At 66.7% G+C, this 16,505-nt stretch carries 11 protein-coding genes; 5 read left to right on the forward strand and 6 right to left on the reverse strand.

Translation table 11 applies throughout. The annotated features are described in order from the left end of the window. Positions 1-149: 149 nt before the first annotated feature. Positions 150-5,921: a negative regulator of septation ring formation gene (locus ACSHT2_RS10695; RefSeq protein WP_440641530.1), complete on the forward strand. Its 5,772-nt coding sequence runs from the start codon at positions 150-152 to the stop codon at positions 5,919-5,921. Positions 5,922-6,224: 303 nt separating this feature from the next. Here ACSHT2_RS10695 and ACSHT2_RS10700 read toward each other — a convergent pair whose 3' ends face one another. The 3 genes from ACSHT2_RS10700 to ACSHT2_RS10710 are packed head-to-tail and all read right to left on the reverse strand — an operon-like array spanning position 6,225 to position 9,027. Then, positions 6,225-7,091: an MlaD family protein gene (locus ACSHT2_RS10700; protein ID WP_440641531.1), complete on the reverse strand. Its 867-nt coding sequence runs from the start codon at positions 7,089-7,091 to the stop codon at positions 6,225-6,227. Between the two features lie 29 nt (positions 7,092-7,120). Further along, positions 7,121-7,891, reverse strand: coding sequence for an ABC transporter ATP-binding protein (locus ACSHT2_RS10705; RefSeq protein WP_028177433.1), 771 nt, complete (start codon positions 7,889-7,891; stop codon positions 7,121-7,123). A 2-nt stretch (positions 7,892-7,893) separates the two neighbouring features. Further along, entirely contained in the window at positions 7,894-9,027 is a 1,134-nt protein-coding gene (locus ACSHT2_RS10710) for an MlaE family ABC transporter permease (protein WP_440641532.1), read from the reverse strand. Between the two features lie 134 nt (positions 9,028-9,161). On the opposite strand from ACSHT2_RS10710, the gene dgcA reads away from it, so the two are divergent. Next, complete coding sequence (gene dgcA / locus ACSHT2_RS10715) at positions 9,162-10,157, forward strand: N-acetyl-D-Glu racemase DgcA (protein ID WP_440641533.1); 996 nt, start codon at positions 9,162-9,164, stop codon at positions 10,155-10,157. Here dgcA and ACSHT2_RS10720 read toward each other — a convergent pair. After that, positions 10,127-11,323, reverse strand: coding sequence for an MFS transporter (locus ACSHT2_RS10720; protein WP_440641534.1), 1,197 nt, complete (start codon positions 11,321-11,323; stop codon positions 10,127-10,129). The two genes, dgcA and ACSHT2_RS10720, sit on opposite strands and share 31 nt — an antisense overlap. Before the next feature lie 75 nt (positions 11,324-11,398). Here ACSHT2_RS10720 and ACSHT2_RS10725 point away from each other — a divergent pair, with 75 nt between their 5' ends. Further along, positions 11,399-12,757 carry a hypothetical protein gene (locus ACSHT2_RS10725; protein WP_440641535.1) on the forward strand — a complete coding sequence of 453 codons (1,359 nt, stop codon included), beginning with the start codon at positions 11,399-11,401 and terminating at the stop codon, positions 12,755-12,757. A 237-nt stretch (positions 12,758-12,994) separates the two neighbouring features. Next, positions 12,995-13,348, forward strand: coding sequence for an ADP-ribosylation/crystallin J1 (locus ACSHT2_RS10730; protein ID WP_440641536.1), 354 nt, complete (start codon positions 12,995-12,997; stop codon positions 13,346-13,348). Positions 13,349-13,366: 18 nt separating this feature from the next. Here the strand turns inward: ACSHT2_RS10730 and ACSHT2_RS10735 are convergent, their stop codons facing one another. Both ACSHT2_RS10735 and ACSHT2_RS10740 read right to left on the reverse strand, forming a co-directional pair. Next, positions 13,367-13,726: a hypothetical protein gene (locus ACSHT2_RS10735; protein ID WP_440641537.1), complete on the reverse strand. Its 360-nt coding sequence runs from the start codon at positions 13,724-13,726 to the stop codon at positions 13,367-13,369. A 138-nt stretch (positions 13,727-13,864) separates the two neighbouring features. Next, complete coding sequence (locus ACSHT2_RS10740; protein WP_440641538.1) at positions 13,865-14,308, reverse strand: RbsD/FucU family protein; 444 nt, start codon at positions 14,306-14,308, stop codon at positions 13,865-13,867. 165 nt (positions 14,309-14,473) lie between these two features. Between ACSHT2_RS10740 and ACSHT2_RS10745 the strand changes: the two genes are divergently transcribed. Continuing rightward, on the forward strand, positions 14,474-16,204 hold the full coding sequence (locus tag ACSHT2_RS10745) for a caspase family protein (protein WP_440641539.1): 1,731 nt from the start codon (positions 14,474-14,476) through the stop codon (positions 16,202-16,204). Positions 16,205-16,505 lie beyond the last annotated feature (301 nt).

A 16,505-nucleotide genomic window follows, 5' to 3' on the forward strand; every position in this document is an offset into this window, starting at 1 on the left:
CCAATAGGATGTTGCGGAAATTAGCGGACAAGCCGTCCGGGTGGGGACGGCCGGAGATCCGCGCAAGCGGCATGATCCGGTCTGTGGGCTTGCGCCGAGCGCAGGGCTCGCGGGGGGACGCGTACAAGTAACGAGGGCTCGGACTGAACATGGCGAACACTCCGAAAAAGGTCAAAGACCCCACAGAAGTTGCGCTTTCTGCGATCCAGGAAGCCCTGAACATCAGTGACACGGCTGCCGATACCAGCCGCAACGCCACCATGCGCAACGAAGCGGCGCCCCCGGTGCCGCCCGCGCCCCCGATCTTCGACGAGCCGAGCTTCGAGCCGGGACCGGCCGCCAATGAGCGGGCGACCGTGTTCGATACGATCGAGGAGCCGCGCACCTCGCGCCGCGCCGCCAACGACGACCGCGAGACCATCGGCCAGCTGCTCCAGGCGCTTCAGAAGGGCCGCCCTGCCCGCAGCGTCTACACCTTCGCCACGATCTTCGCCGGCGTCTGGCTCGCCGCCTGCGCCGCACTGACCGTCGGCTTCCTGCCTTCGATCCAGGCCGCCATGGGCCAGAGCGGCGGCGTGCTCGTCATCGCCGGTCTCGTCGCGATGTTGTTCGCGCCGATCATGCTGTTCTACTTCCTCGCCAGCCTCGTCTGGCGCGGCCAGGAAATGCGCATGATCGCGCAGGCGATGGCGCAGGTCGCGATCCGCTTCTCCGAGCCCGAAGGCTCGGCCTCCGATTCCATGGTCACCGTCGGCCAGGCCATACGCCGCGAGGTCGCGGCGATGGGCGACGGCATCGAGCGCGCGATTGCGCGCGCCGGCGAGCTCGAGACGCTGGTCGCCAACGAGGTCGCCGCGCTGGAGCGCGCCTATAGCGACAACGAGGTGCGCATCCGCGCCCTGCTCCAGGACATCGCGCATCAGCGCGACAATCTGGTCGGTCAGGCCGAGCAGGTCCGCAGCGCCATCTCCGGCGTGCAGATCGATCTGCGCCACGACATCGCGCTGATCTCGGACGCGATCGCCTCCCGTGTCGACGAGGTTGCGAAGTCGATCACCGGCGCGCTCGAAGAGCGCGGTGCCCACATCACCCAGGCGCTGAGCAATGCCGGCGACAACATGATCCTGGCGCTCGGCGAGCGCGGCGGCGACCTGCTCGACCGCCTCGAGGAAGCCAGCAACGAGACCACGCGCGCGGTGCTCGACGCCAGCGAGCGGCTGACCACCAGCCTCAACTTCAAGACCGGCCACGTCCATGACGAGTTCGTCGACCTCGCCGACCGCGTCCATGAGATGCTGAACGAACGCATCGACCGCATCACCGGCGAATTCGAGCAGCGCTCCGCCGCGATCGTCGACGGCATCTCCGAGCGCACCGAGCAGGTGCACGATTCCCTGAAGAATTCGTCGGACTCGCTGCTGCTCGAGCTCGAGCTGCGCTCCAACGACCTCTCGGCCAAGATCGACGACGCCGGCAACCGGCTCGCCAACCACATCATGACGAGCGGCGACAAGGCGAGCGAGGCGCTCGACGCCACCGTCAACACGCTGGTCGCCAAGGTCGTCAGCCAGACCGAGACCGCGCACGATTCGCTGTCGCTGCAGATGAGCGCCTTCGACGAGCTGGTGAAGAACCAGGGCACTGAGCTGGTCGAGAAGTTCGCCCGCGACTCCGGCACGCTGGGCGCGCTGATCACGCGCCACATTTCCGAGTTCGACCGCACCGTGAAGACCTTCGGCGGCGAGATCGTCGAGCGCATGGGCCAGCGCACGCAGGACATCGCCGAGACGCTGAAGACCTATGTCGACAATTTCGATACCCGCTTCACGGCGAACGGCGGCGAGATCACGGCGGTGCTCGACCAGCGCCTCGTGCAATTCGAGACCACGGTCGGCGAGCGCGTCAGCAATCTCGACGCCTCGCTGAACGGCAAGATCACCAGCCTCGACGGCACGATCGAAGGCCACATCAGGACCTTCGACGAGCAGCTCGTCGGCCGGGTCGCCGCACTCGAACAGTCGTTCGACAGCCGCGCGAAGTCCATGACCGAAACCATCGACGGACGCATCAGCACGCTGGCGATGTCGCTGACCGATGGTGCCGCGCAGGCGATCCACTCGATCGACTCCCGCCTCACCTACCTCACGACGTCGCTGACCGATGGCGCATCCCAGGCGATCCAGTCGATCGATACCCGCCTGACGCACCTCACGACGACGCTCACCGGCGGCGCGACGCAGGCGCTCGAATCCATCGACTCCCGCCTCACCTACCTGACCACCGCCGTGACGAACGGCGCCTCGCAGGCCGTGCAGTCGATCGACACGCGCCTCACGCTGCTGAGCTCGACGCTCACGGACGGCACCGCGCAGGCGATCGAGGCGGTCGACCGCCGCATCACCGGCGTCACCGAGATCATCGACGGCCGCAGCACGCACCTGACCGACACGGTCACGGCGCGCTTCCAGGAGATCCATCAGGTCATCGAGACCAGGGTCGGCTCGGTCGCCAGCGACATCGACGTGCGCGTGGCGCAGTTCGAGGACCTGCTCGGCTCGCGCGTCGAGGCCGTCGCCGGCCGCATCGAGAGCAGCGGACGCCAGGCCAGCGAGGACATGATGTCCCGCGCCGAGATGATCTCGACCGCGATCCGCTCGCATGTCGAGGACGCCGAGCGCTCGCTCACCAACCTCGTCGTCAACACCAGCGAGACGATCCAGACCGGCGCTCGCACCGCTCAGCAGTCGCTGCTGACGGTCTCCTCCGACGTCAACGCCCAGCTCAAGATGACCTCAGCCGAGGTCGAGCAGGCGCTGACCGCGGTCGGCACCGGTGCGGCGAACTCGATCCTGACCAGCGCCCGCGAAGCGCAGTCGACGCTGGTTGCGGCATCGGGCGATGCCTCCAACCAGATCAAGGGGCTCGCGGCCGACGTCGAACGCACGCTGTCGGCGGCAGGCGCTGCCACCGCAGCCTCGATCCTGGCCGGCGCCCGCGAGGTGCAGACCACCCTCGTCACCGCCTCCTCGGACGCGGCCAACCATGTCAAGACGCTCACTGCCGACGTGCAGCGTTCGCTGTCGCTGGCCGGCACCACCACGGCGGAATCGATCACCGCCGGCGCCCGCGATGCGCAGGGCGCGCTGATCGCGGCTTCGACCGAGACCGCCAACCAGATCAAGGCGCTGTCCTCCGACGTACAGCGCTCGCTCACGATGGCGGGCACCTCGACCGCCGAGATCCTCACCACCGGCGCTCGCGAGGCCCAGAACGCGCTCGTTGCCGGATCCTCGGATGCGGCCGCGCAGGTCAAGTCGCTCACGGCCGATGTGCAGCGTTCGCTCGCCATGGCCGGCACCTCGACCGCCGAGACCATCACCTCCGGCGCTCGCGAGGCGCAGAACATGCTGGTCACAGCGTCCTCGGATGCTGCGAGCCAGGTCAAGTCGCTCGCGGCCGAAGTGCATCGTTCGCTCTCGCAAGTCGGCCAGTCGACCGCCGAGACGATCACCAGCAGCGCCCGCGACGCCCAGAGCACCCTGCTCGCGGTCTCGGCCGAGCAGACCAGCCAGGTCCGTTCGCTCGCGGCCGAGATGCAGCGCGCGCTGGCGACCGCCGGCGGAGCCACCATCGAGGCGCTCACCAGCGGCGTTCGCGAGGCCCAGGGCTCGCTGATCTCCGCCTCGAGCGATGCGGCGAGCCAGATCAAGTCGCTGACGACGGACATCGAGCGCACGCTGACCTCGGTCGGCGCCGACACCGCCTCGACCATCCTCAGCAGCGCGCGTGAGGCGCAGATCTCGCTGACCTCGACCTCGGCCGACGCCGCGAGCCAGATCCGCACGATCTCGACCGAGATCGAGCGGACGCTGAGCGCGGCGGCCGCCAACGCGACCAACGACATCCAGACCAGCGCGCTCAACGCCCAGAACGCGCTGATCTCGGCCTCCAACGAGGCGAGCTCGCGGGTCAAGTCGAGCTCGGCCGACGTCGAGCGCTCGGTGCTCGCCGCCAGCAGCAGCTTCGGCCAGGCCATGACCGGCAAGACCGACGAGATCGTCACCTATGTGCAGCAGCAGGCCGACCGCCTGTCGAACATGATCGACGCCAAGCGCGGTTCGCTGGTCGACGCGATCGGCTCGAAGACCAGCCAGCTCACGCTCGACATCGACCGCGTCACCTCCGATGCGCTGAAGTCGATCGAGACGCGCGGACAGGCCTTCTCGCAGACCATGATGGGCAACGGCTCGGAAGTCGCCCGCACCATCAACGCGGCGAGCGAGATCGCCACCAGCGCGGTCGGCAAGTCGCTCAAGGACCTCGAGCAGGCCTCGCGCTCCGCGATCGACCAGTCGCGCCAGGTCTCGATCGCGGCCGTCACCGAGATGCAGGAGACCAGCAAGATCCTGCGCACCGACACGGTGGCCCTGTTCGAGCGTCTGCGCGAAGGCAACATCCTGCTCCAGGAGGTGCTGACCGGTGCGCACGACAACCTCAACTCGCTCGAGCGGGCGCTGGTGACGCGCGTCGCCGACTTCGTCTCGGCGATGAACGACGTCACCTCGCGCAATGGTGAGGCCACGCAGAACCTGGAAGAGCAGCTCAACGTCTTCAACAGCAAGACCACCAAGGCGCTGCAGGATCTCGGCGAGCTGTCGACCCAGTTCGACGCGCACGGCAAGGCACTCGTCGAGGCCGCCCAGGTCGTCGAGCAGAGCAACAAGAACACCACCGCCTCGCTCGCCGAACGCAAGCAGGCGCTGGAATCGCTCGTCACCACGATCGACCTGCGCACGGCCGATCTCGACCAGCGGCTGTCGCGCTTCACCGGACTGCTCGATGAATCGCTGGCCGCAGCCGAAGAGCGTGCCCGCGACATCGCCCGCGTCGTCGCCGAGACCGCCGGCGCAGGCTCGGCCGCGATCACCCGCCAGTTCGAGGCGGTGCGCTCGGCGTCCGAGGAGGAGCACCGGCAGACGATCGAGGCCATGCATGACATCTACCGCCAGACCACCGACGAGGCGGATGCGATGTTCAAGCAGTCGACGGAGAAGTTCACCAACCTCGTCTCCAGCATGAAGCAGATGGCCTTCGAGATGCACAACGAGCTCGAGGCCACTCGCAACGAGCTGCGCCGCGGCGTGCTCGAGATGCCGCAGGAGGCTGCCGAGAGCACGGCGCAGATGCGCAAGGTGATCGTCGACCAGATCGAGGCCCTCGCCGAGCTCAACCGCATCGTGGCCCAGCATGGCCGCGGCCTCGACGTCACCACGGCAGGCCGCGCCAGCGTGCAGCGCCAGGAAGAGCCGGTGCTGGCAGCCGTCGGCGGCCGGACTCCCGAGACCCGCATGCGCGACACCGGCAGCGCCTCGACGCTGCCGCCGCCGGACCTCGGCATGCCGGCCCCCTCGCGCCGTACCGAAGCGCCGCCGGTTGCGCCCGCAGGGAGCGACCAGGGCCGTGACGGCTGGTTGTCGGACCTGTTGAGCCGCACGGACGCCAACCAGGGCGCTCCGACCGGACGTGAGGCGCCGCGCGGCCGCCCTGCCCCCGCTCCGCAGCCACCGGCGCCGCAGGCTGGCGCCAATCCGCTGGAATCGCTGTCGCTCGACATCGGCCGGCTGATGGATCGCAACCTCGCCGCCGAGATGTGGGACCGCTACCAGCGCGGCGAGAACAAGGCCTTCAACAAGCGCCTCTACACGCCCGCCGGCCAGAAGGCCTTCGACGAGGTCGCCCGCAAGTACCGCGCCGACCGCAACTTCAAGGGCACGGTCGACCGCTATGTCGCCGAGTTCGAGCGCCTGCTCGACGAAGTCGCCCGCGACGGCCGCGGCCCGCAGGAGCTGCGCAGCCACCTGACCTCGGAGACGGGGTTGGTGTACACGCTGCTCGCGCACGCGGCGGGCCGGCTGGGGTGAGCTTGAGGCTCGCGAATGGCGAGTGGCGAATAGCGAATGAAAGACGGAGCCCTCACGGGCTCCGTTTTTGTTTGAGCGCGCCGCTGCGAGGATCGTAGCCTGCATGGAGCGAAGCGGAATGCGGGGGCAATGAAGGAGTCCCGGATTGCTCTTACACTCCATCCGGGGCCACGAAGGCAGCACACACTCTCTCCACACCGTCATTGCGAGAAGCGCAGCGACGAAGCAATCCAGACTGCCTCCTCGGAAACAGTCTGGATTGCTTCGCTTCGCTCGCAATGACGAGGGGAGACTCTCCGCCTGCTACCGCCTCGGCGCCGCCGCCGGCCTCGGCGGCTCGGGCGGCGGGGCCGGCTGCGATGAGTTGCTGGCGCCGAACAGCACGCGGGTCGGGTTGCGGTCGAAATTGTTCACGGCGCGGCTGATGTCGCCGAGGGTGCGGCGGCCGTCGGCCATCAGCGCGCCGGAGCGCTTGTCGAAATCGTCGGCCAGCTCGCGGATCGACTTCACCGCCTGGAACAGCTCGCCGCCGTCCTTGCCGCCGGCCAGCGTGTTGAGGCCGAGCATGAGACTGTCGGCCTTGAGCATCACGCCGTCGACCTTGGCCATCACGGCGTCGATCTTCTCCGAATTGCGCGCCAGCGAGTTGGTGAAGGTCTCGAGGTTCTTGAGCGAGTTCTTCACCGACTCCTGATTGTCGGCGACGATCTTATTGATGTTCTGCAGCGTGCCGCGGATTGCCTCGGTGACGTCCTGAAGCTTGTTGGGATCGGCGGTGAGCGTGGGGATGCCGTCCTGGTCGAGCGGCGGCGGGGCCGCGGCCTCGTCGCCGCCCTTGAGCGAGATGGCGGCGACCCCGGTGAGGCCCTGGAATTCGAGGCCGACCAGGGTGTCCTTGCGGATCGGTGCGTTGTTCTCGATCATGGCGAGTGCGACAACCCGCCGCGGGTTGTCCAGCTTCACCGAGACCACCTCGCCTACCCTGATACCGTTGAAGTTGACGCTGCCGCCGTTGCGCAGGCCCGCGGCAGGCCCCTCGAACACGACGCGCAGGGGGCTGCGCTGCTTGGTCGTGTGCAGCGACTGGAACCACAGCACGAAGCCGATCGCCGCGGCGATCACCGCCAGCGTGAACGAGCCGATCAATACGTAATTCGCCCGCGTTTCCATCAGGTGCTCCGGCTACTCAACCCAGCTATTCAACCCATGACCGCGCGGGCGCGCTTGCCATGAAAATACTGCCTCAGCCAGGGATGCTGCGAGGCCTGCATGTCGGCGATCGACCCTGCCGCAATGATCTTACCGTTCCCTAAAACGGCGATGCGATCACATGCTGTGTATAGGCTGTCGAGGTCGTGAGTTACCATGAAAACGGTCAGCCCCAAAGTGCGCTGGAGGGTCCGGACCAGCTCGTCGAAGTCGCCGGCGCCGATCGGGTCGAGGCCGGAGGTCGGCTCGTCCAAGAAGACGAGGTCCGGATCGAGCGACAGCGCCCGCGCCAGCGCCACGCGCTTGATCATGCCGCCGGAGAGCTCGGACGGGAAACGCTCGGCGACTTCCGGCTTGAGCCCGACCATGGTGAGCTTGGCCATGGTGATCTCGTCCATCAGCCGCTGCGAGACGCGCAAATATTCGCGCATCGGAAACTGGATGTTCTGCCCGACGGTGAGCGAGGAGAACAGCGCGCCCTGCTGGAACAGCACGCCCCAGCGCCGCTCGACGTTGCGCCGCTGCGACGTACTGGAGGAATCGAGGTCGACGCCGAACACCTCGATGGAGCCCGCGACCTTCGGCACGAGGCCGATGATGGTGCGCGTCAGCACCGACTTGCCCGCGCCGGATGGGCCGACGAAGCCCAGGATCTCGCCGCGCTTGACGTCGAGATTGAGCCCGTCGAGCACGCGGGTCGTGCCGAACTGCACGGTGATGTCGCGAACGCGGATGATGGGATCCTGAATCTCGCCTGCCATCGTCACATCCCGATCGAGGCGAAGAAGATGGCGAACACGCCGTCCATGACGATGACGAAGAAGATGCCCTTCACCACCGATGCCGTGGTGTGCTGGCCGAGCGATTCCGCGCTGCCCTGCACGGCGAGCCCTTCGACGCAGGCGACGATGCCGATCACGGCGGCCATGACGGGCGCCTTCACCATGCCGACGATGAAATGATCGATCGAGATGGCGTCGCGCAGGCGCAGCAGGAAGGCTTCGGGTTCGACCCCGCCATAGAGCCAGGCAACCAGACCGCCGCCGTAAAGCGCAGCCATCGCGCCGAGGAAAGCAAGGATCGGCAGCGCCAGCACCAGCGCCAGCATGCGCGGCAGCACCAAAACCTCGATCGGATCGAAGCCCATGGTGCGCAGCGCGTCGATCTCCTCGCGCATCTTCATCGAGCCGAGCTCGGCGGTATAGGCGCTGCCCGAGCGGCCCGCGACCATGATCGCGACCAGGAGCACGCCGATCTCGCGCAGCACCAGCACGCCCAGCATGTCGACGACGAAGATGTCGGCGCCGAAGCGGCGGAAATGGAAGATGCCTTGTTGCGCGATGATGCAGCCGATCAGGAAGGTGATCAGCACGATGATCGGCACCGCGCGCCAGCAGACCTGCTCCATGTGGTGCACGGTCGAGGTCAGGCGGAACGAGCGCGGGTGGATCAAGACGCGAAAACCCGCAGCGAGCACCGCGCCGAGCATGTCGACGAGGCCCGCCACGGTCCCGGCCACACCGGCCACGGTCCGGCCGATCTGCTCCAGCATGCCGGAGATGGTGATCGTGCTGCCGTCGACCACTTGGGTCGCCCTGACCCGCCGCACCTCGTCCACGAGGCTGGAATAATTCTCCGAGAGGCCCGCGATCTGCGCCTCGACAGCGCCTTGGGTCAGGCTGCGGCGCAGCCGCTCGATCAGCCAGGCCCCGAAAGTGTCGAGCTTGGCGACCTCGGAGACGTCGATGAAGATTCTTTGCGGACCGCCGGCGAGCTTCTCGGCGTCAGCCACCATCCGCTCCAGGACCGGCGCGAAGCTCGCGGTCCAGGTCCCGGTAGCGCAAAGTGCCAGCGCGTTGCCCTTGGCAATCCGTTCGAGCTTCGGATCGCTGCTCAAAATGTCCGCTCCCGTACCGGGGCGGAGAAAATCAGATGGTTGCGCACGCGCCCTTACCCAGAGAAGGTATCCCCAAGTGGTTAATGTTAGTTGATACAGGTAACTAGCAGGTTCAGATTTCGCCAGAGTTCAAAATGACTTCCATGAAATTTGTGACTTTGGCGGCGCGAATCGAGCGCTTCCCGATCGCCGGCAGCTTTACCATCAGCCGGGGCGCCAAGACCGAGGCCGTGACCGTCGTGGCGGAGGTAAGCCACGACCGCCTGACCGGCCACGGCGAGTGCGTGCCCTATCCCCGCTACGGCGAGACACCGGAGGCCACCCTTGGCGCCATCCAGGCCATGCAGCAGGCCGTCGCGGGCGGACTGACGCGGCAGGCCCTCCAGGCGGCCATGCCGCCGGGTGCGGCCCGCAACGCCCTGGATTGCGCCCTGATTGACCTCGAGGCCAAGTCGGCCGGCCTGCGGGCCTGGAACCTGCTCGGCCGCCCGGAGCCCGGCGAGCGCACCACCGCCTACACGATCTCGCTGGGTACGCCCGAGGCCATGGCCGCGGCGACCGCCAAGGCGGCGCACCGGCCGCTGCTCAAGATCAAGCTCGGCGGCGACGGCGATCCGGAGCGAATCGCAGCGGTGCGCAAGGCCGCCCCCAAATCGGAGTTGATCGTCGACGCCAACGAGGCCTGGACCGAGGCCAATCTGCAGCACAATCTCGCCGCCTGCGCCGCAGCCGGCGTCACCCTTGTGGAGCAGCCGCTGCCATCAGGCAAGGACGAGGCGCTGGCACGGATCAAGCGGCCGCTCGCGGTCTGCGCCGACGAGAGCGTGCATGACCGTTCCTCGCTCGCGCCGCTTCGGGACCGCTACGACGCCGTGAACATCAAGCTCGACAAGACCGGCGGCCTCACCGAGGCGCTGGCCATGGCCGATGCCGCGCAGGCGCTCGGCTTCGAGATCATGATCGGCTGCATGGTCGCAACCTCTCTGTCGATGGCCCCGGCGATGCTGGTGACGCCGCAGGCGCGCTTCGTCGATCTCGACGGCCCCTTGCTGCTGGCGCGCGACCGCGATCACGGACTGCGTTATGACGGCAGCCTGGTCTATCCGCCGGATGCCTCGCTGTGGGGATGAGCCGCGAGACGGTGCCGCGCCGACCAGATGACGAGCGCGCCCAGGCCGGCCATCGCGGCCATCACGTAGTACAGGCCGTCGCCGATGCGGGCATAGATCGCGCCTGACGCGATCGAGGTCGCCGCGCCGAGCAGTCCGTTGCAAGCGGCATAATAGCCCTGCCCGCGCGCGGGCTGATGCGCCGGGACGCGCTGCACCAGGAGATTCATCGTGCCCACGATGGTCATGCCGAAGGAGAGGCCATGCCCGAGCTGCACGATCGCGAGCAGCGCGAGCGGCGGTTCATGCGCGGTGACAATCCAGCGCACCACCGCGCTGAGCCCCCCGATCGCAATCATCGTGGAAGGATGCAGCGAGAAGCGCGGCGACAGCGCGAACACGACGATCTCGGCGATCACGCCCAGCGTCCACAGCCCCGCAATCGTCAGCCCACTGATCCCATGGAGCTGCCAGTTGATGGCCGAGAAGGTGTAATAGGCGACGTGGCTGCCCTGGATCAGCGCCGCCGAGGCGATGACCGCCCAGAAGCCGGCATCGCGCAGCAGCGCCGAGCCGGCATGCCTCTCCGTCGTCCTCTGCCTGACATCGTCGAGCGGCTGAAGCAGCAAGCTGGCGAGAACCGCAACGACCGCCCAGGCCACGATGACCCAGATCAGATCGCGCGCCGCGATGACGTCGACGAGATAGCCGCAGGCGAGCGAGCCGGCGGCGAACGCCGCCGAGCCCCAGAGCCGCAGGGGTCCGTAGTCGAGCCCGTAGCGGGCGACGCCGCGCAGCGCATAGGCATCGGTCAGCGGCATCGTCGGCGTCCACATCATGCAGGTCAGCGCATAGATCAGGAACAGTGCCAGCGGCTGCTGCTGCAAGCCGACCGCCGTAAAGCCGATCGCCGTCGCCAGCACCGACACCATCATGGCGGCGCGAATGGCATGCCGCTTTTCGGCGAACGCCGTGACCTGCGGCAGCGTGGTGAAGCGCGTGATCGCCGGCAGCGCGTTGATGAGCCCGATCCAGGCTGCGTCGATGCCGATCGCCTTGAGCCAGACCGGGAAGAACGGCAGATGCGTGCCCGAGACCGCGAACACGGCCGAATAGAACAGGGCGAGGCTCACGGCGAATCGCCGCTTCTTCGCTGCCGCGATGGGGATTTGTGATTCGGACTGCATCAAACCAATTGCGATTCGGTCGATATCGTGGTGATCGTTACAGTAGCGCGCACTGATTTGCGCGACGAGATTGTCATGGCCAACGAAGCATTCGCCCTCTCGCCCATGTCTGCCCGCGCGGCCGAGCCGAACGAGCAGGATTACGACGCGATCCGCGAAGCCTTCATGGAGACCGCGCGCGGCCGCTGGTTCCTCGGCGAATACGCCAAGCGCAACCGCAATGCCGACACAAGCATGGTCCTGGATGCGGTCGCCAGAATCGAAGAAACCCTTGCGGCGCAGCGACAACCCGTCGTCGAGGACCGCCTGCCCGAAGCGCTGGTCGAGATCCGCCGCGCCATCCGCGAGGCCGAGACGATCGCGATCGCGGCGTTCGATCCCGCGGCGATCGAGGCGAGCCTCGCGCCGATCCCGCGCGGGGTGCGCATCATCAAGGAGATCTCCTGGCGCTGGCGCGAGATCGGCGCCGACGGGCGAATCTGCGACCTCATTGATTCGCAGCTCGCCTCGATCGAGGCCGCCTGCGGGCAGATTTCGACCATCGACCCCCGCGTCGAGCTCAAGGCCGCGTTCGATCTGCTGAGGGATCGGGTCGAGCAGCTTGACGGCGGCGCAACGCCGCAGGCGGCGCCATCCGCCGACGCTGCGCCTGCGCAGGCCGCCGCGCCCGCTGAAATGGTCAGCGAAGCCCCCGTGGCTTTTACGGAGACGCCGCAAGACATCGCAGCAACTCCCGAGCCCGAAGCAGCCGCTGAGAACGCTGGCACCGCCGAGCCGCTCGCCATGACCGAGCAGGCTGCCGCCGCGCCGGAGACGGCTGCCGAACGCGAAATCGCGCCCGAGAAAGCCGCAGTTGAACACGTCGCTCTTGAGGAGCCGATCGCCGAACCTGCCGCCTTCGCTGAGGCCGCCGACGCGTTCTCGCCCGACGCCGCTGCGGAAGCCGAGGACGAAGCCATCCTCGAGGCCATCGCGCTGGAGATGGCCGCACCCGATCCGGAGTTCGACGAGATCATCGAGCCGGTCGAGCTGGGCGCGCCGACGCCGGAACCGATGGCCTCGGACGTCGCAGCGCCCGTTGCCGCCGAGCTTCCGGAGCCGATCGCATCTGAGCCGGCCGTCGCCGAAGAATCCGCCGCGGACGTACCGATCGCGATGGACTCGCTTGCGCGCCTCACCGACGCCATTGCCGAAGCCGCAGCCGAGGTGATGGAGCAGCAGGCCCCGGCCATGGCGGCCACGGCAACATTCGGCGCAGCGTCGACCGCGACGCTGCCGATACCCTCGCCCCTGTCCACGTCCTTGCCCGAGTCCTCGCTCGGCGCCACCATCCTCGCCAGCGGCATCTTGCAGAAGTCCCGCGCGCCGGCCAACGACCCGCTCGCGCCGATCCGCCGCATGACCCAGGCCGAGAAGATCGCGTTCTTCTCGTAAGGGGCGCGCGCTCCCCACCTATCAATTCCGTCATCCTGAGGCGCGAAGCTTGCGATGCGTACGCATCGTAAGCGGAGCCTCGAAGGATGAACGGCCGAGATGCAGCCGGACCGTCGCCCTTCGAGGCTCGCTCAGCGGCGCGATGCGCCGCAGAGCGCGCCCCTCAGGGTGACGGTGATAGAGCGAAGGAACAGATCGGTGTATGTAGGGACCCACTAGAACCCGCTCACCACAGCCATGTCCCCCACCGAAGACACCCTCACCCTCTGGCGGCCCGTCGGTCCAAAGGAGCTGGAGCTGATCCAGCAATCCGGCATGTGCGCATTTCCGCCACGCCTGCCTGACCAGCCGATCTTCTATCCGGTGCTAACCGAGGACTACGCCATCAAGATCGCGCGGGACTGGAATGTCCCGGCGAGCGGATCGGGCTTCGTGACCCGTTTCGCAGTCGAGCGCAGCTTCATCGAGAAATACGACGTGCAGGAAGCCGGCGGACGATCGCATCTGGAGTACTGGATTCCGGCCGAAGACCTCGATGCGTTCAATGCCGCAATCGTCGGCTTGATCGAGGTCGTCCGCAGCTTTCCCTAACGCCGCGCAATCAGGCGGTCACCCGCAATTCCAGATCGGCCCGATCGGTGTCCGCGTCCAGCACGGACCGAAACTGCCGCCATTGTAGCGGCCGCCGTTGAAGCCGGGGCGGCCGAAATAATGCCACTCGCCATCCCAGCGGTAATATTGAGGAACCGGGTCGATGTACCAATGGCGCCGGTCGTTGCGCGCAAGGCGCCGCATCGCGTCCTTCTGCTTGTAGAGCGGAATGGCGTTGCTCAGCGGCTGCCGATAGCCCGGAAGGAAGCCGTAGCCCTTCCAGACCGGCTTGGGACGCTTTTGCGCGGCCTCAGCAGGCGCGACGGCCGGCAGCAGCGACAGGATGATAGCAACAGATAGACACACAAGGCGCGACATGCGTTGACTCTAGACAATCGGCCGCGAGAACGCCATTCAAATTCGAGCGCTGGATGAATGTAGCCATGCGCGGGATCATCGCACACGATGATCGCATCCGCTTTGCATCAAGCCGTGCGTCGATCGAACGCAGCCCCACTAGCTGATCACGGCCTTGCGGAGCAGGAAGCAGCCATAGCCTCGGCTGTCGCCGACCTGCACGACGCCAAAGCCTGCCGCCGCCGCGCGATAGAAATCCGCCCGTGACAGCTTGCCGGGAGTGACGGGACGACCGGCGGCGCGCGCGATCTCCGCCAGCACTGCATGCTGCACCTCGGGCACGCGGTCGGGATCGTCCACCGGCATCATCACGCGCACCGGTTCGGGATCGAAATCGTCGAGCGGATAGACCGACATGATGGCGCGGATGGCGACCTCCATGCTCATGCCCGGCAGCTGGATCAGGCGCTGCGATGAGGTGCTCTGCGCGATGCGGGTGGCCGGGTGATTGGCATCGACGAAAACGAGGTCGTCGCCATGGCCCATCGAGGCGAGCAGCCAGAGAAGGTCGGGCGTCAGGATCGGATCGACCGATTTGAGCATGTGACGGACTATCCTCCCAATCAATCGCTAACCATAGCAGGTTCCAAGCGTGATTCAGATCACGTACGCGGCCATGGTGACGGGGATCACGGACCAAAAGCTCGAACGCGGCCAAGCTTCCTCGCAACCAATCTCGCATCGAGATGAGTGCCAGAGGAGCACGCCATGTTCCGCCTAAAGCCTTTCCTGATGACGGCGAGCCTGTTGGGAAGCCTGTTCGGATTCGCCTGCGGGCCCGTTTCCGCGCAAGTCGCCCCGGTCGCGACGGCCCCCACCGCCCTGCAAGGCCCGGAGCAGCGGGTGGCGCTGGTGATCGGTAACGCGAACTACCGGAACGCGCCGCAGCTTGCGAACCCCGACGATGACGCGCAATCGATGGCGCAGTTCTTGAACTCCGCCGGCTTCGAAGTGGTCGCAGCGACCGATTTGACCCAGAACGACATGCTCCGCGTCGTCCAGGACTTCTCCGCCAAGGTCGCCTCGCGCGGTCCCAACACGGTGGCGATGGTCTATTACGCCGGTCACGGCGTGCAGCTCGCCGGCGAGAACTATCTCGTTCCCGTCGACGCCAAGGTCTCCAGCCCCGACGAGCTCGTCAACAATTCGGTGCGCCTCGTCGACGTGATGTCCACGCTGGAGACGATCCCGAGCCGCATGCGCATCGTCATTCTCGATGCCTGCCGCAACAATCCGTTCCCTGAGGTCAACGATGCCGGCCGTGGTCTTGCCATCGTCGATGCGCCAAACGGATCGATCGTCGGCTACTCGACCGCACCGGGCGCCGAGGCGCTCGACGGCACGGGCGGTCACAGCCCCTATACGCAGGCGTTCCTGAACGTCGCGCGCGAGCCCAACGTGCCGATCGAGCAGCTGTTCAAGCGCGTGCGCCTGCAGGTCAACCAGACCACGAGCGGCGCGCAGATCCCGTGGGAGAGCTCCTCGTTGACGAGTGACTTCACCTTCTTCGGCGACACCGCGGTCGCCGCCAACCGCGCGCCGGTGAATGCGCCTGTCGTGCAGATGGCCTCCAACCTGCCGAGCCGCTCGACGCGCCAGGCCTATGACTACGTCGTGTCCGAGGGCCGTCCGGAATACTATCAGGAGTTCATCCGGATGTATCCGCACGATCCGCTGTGCGACCACGTCCGCTGGCTGCTCAAGAACCTCCTGATCTCGCAGGCCTGGCACAAGGCAGTGCTCGCGAACTCGCCGCTTGCCTACAAGAGCTTCCATGACAGCTACGGCTACAGCCCCTATGCGCAGGTCGCGCTGAAGCTGCAGGCGCAGCCCAAGCAGATCCCCCTGATGCAGGCGACCAAGTTCCTGGCGCCGCAGAACATCGCGCCGACCCTCAAGATCGGCAATCTCGGCCAGCCCAAATACATGCCGCTGATGCAGCAGGGTCATGGTGGCTCGCAGATGGGCGGCAACCTGCCGGTCGTGCAGAAGCCGGTCGATGGCAACGTCTTCGGCAAGCTCGGCCATGGCGGCAAGATCGTCACCTTGCCCGTGCCGAGCAACACGAGCAAGAGCAATGGCGGCATCGGCAAGATCGTGACGCTGCCCGCGATCAACAACAAGCCGGGCGCCGGCAACCGCACCTCGGGCAAGATCGTGAGCATGCCGGTGAATATCGGCAAGGGCGGATCGAAGATCGATGCGAAGCCGGTCAATGTTCAGACGCAGAACCAGCCGGTCCGCATCACCAACGGCAATACCGGTATCGTGAAGCCCAACAGAAACCCGGTCAACAAGATGCAGGTCCTGAACAATCGTCCGCAGTTCAATGCGATGCCGAACCGCATGGTCAACAGCAACGACAACTTCCGGCAGTCGATGAACCAGGCGCCGAACATGAACGGCGGCGGCAGCCGTCGCGGCGGCTTGATGCGCTGATCACGCAAGAAAGAAGGTGCGCTCCCTCCCCCGCCTGCGGGGGAGGGCTATCGCATATGAGATGTGGCTATGGGCACCGACTGTCTCCACAGCGTCATGGCCGGGCTTGTCCCGGCCATCTACGCCTTTCCACACAGCACAAAGAACGTGGATGCCCGGGAATGACGACCTCTGCAAAATTCAAATGCGATTGCCCTGCGCTTGCGCGGGATGCGGAGAGGGTCTTTCCACAACGGGACAATCCCCAAGAGGAAAAAGCCCTCACCCGCCACTGCGTGCCGACCTCTCCCGCAAGCAAGCG

Origin of the sequence: Bradyrhizobium sp. PUT101 (genome assembly GCF_052043945.1) — a bacterium.
Lineage (GTDB): Bacteria > Pseudomonadota > Alphaproteobacteria > Rhizobiales > Xanthobacteraceae > Bradyrhizobium.

Bases quoted from the DNA above. Each gene is read 5' to 3' on its own strand.
- ACSHT2_RS10725 (WP_440641535.1), top strand. From the start codon at position 11,399: ATGGCCAACGAAGCATTCGCCCTCTCGCCCATGTCTGCCCGCGCGGCC.
- ACSHT2_RS10745 (WP_440641539.1), top strand. From the start codon at position 14,474: ATGTTCCGCCTAAAGCCTTTCCTGATGACGGCGAGCCTGTTGGGAAGC.
- ACSHT2_RS10700 (WP_440641531.1), bottom strand. From the start codon at position 7,091: ATGGAAACGCGGGCGAATTACGTATTGATCGGCTCGTTCACGCTGGCG.
- dgcA (WP_440641533.1), top strand. From the start codon at position 9,162: ATGACTTCCATGAAATTTGTGACTTTGGCGGCGCGAATCGAGCGCTTC.
- ACSHT2_RS10720 (WP_440641534.1), bottom strand. From the start codon at position 11,323: ATGCAGTCCGAATCACAAATCCCCATCGCGGCAGCGAAGAAGCGGCGA.
- ACSHT2_RS10705 (WP_028177433.1), bottom strand. From the start codon at position 7,891: ATGGCAGGCGAGATTCAGGATCCCATCATCCGCGTTCGCGACATCACC.
- ACSHT2_RS10740 (WP_440641538.1), bottom strand. From the start codon at position 14,308: ATGCTCAAATCGGTCGATCCGATCCTGACGCCCGACCTTCTCTGGCTG.
- ACSHT2_RS10735 (WP_440641537.1), bottom strand. From the start codon at position 13,726: ATGTCGCGCCTTGTGTGTCTATCTGTTGCTATCATCCTGTCGCTGCTG.
- ACSHT2_RS10695 (WP_440641530.1), top strand. From the start codon at position 150: ATGGCGAACACTCCGAAAAAGGTCAAAGACCCCACAGAAGTTGCGCTT.
- ACSHT2_RS10730 (WP_440641536.1), top strand. From the start codon at position 12,995: ATGTCCCCCACCGAAGACACCCTCACCCTCTGGCGGCCCGTCGGTCCA.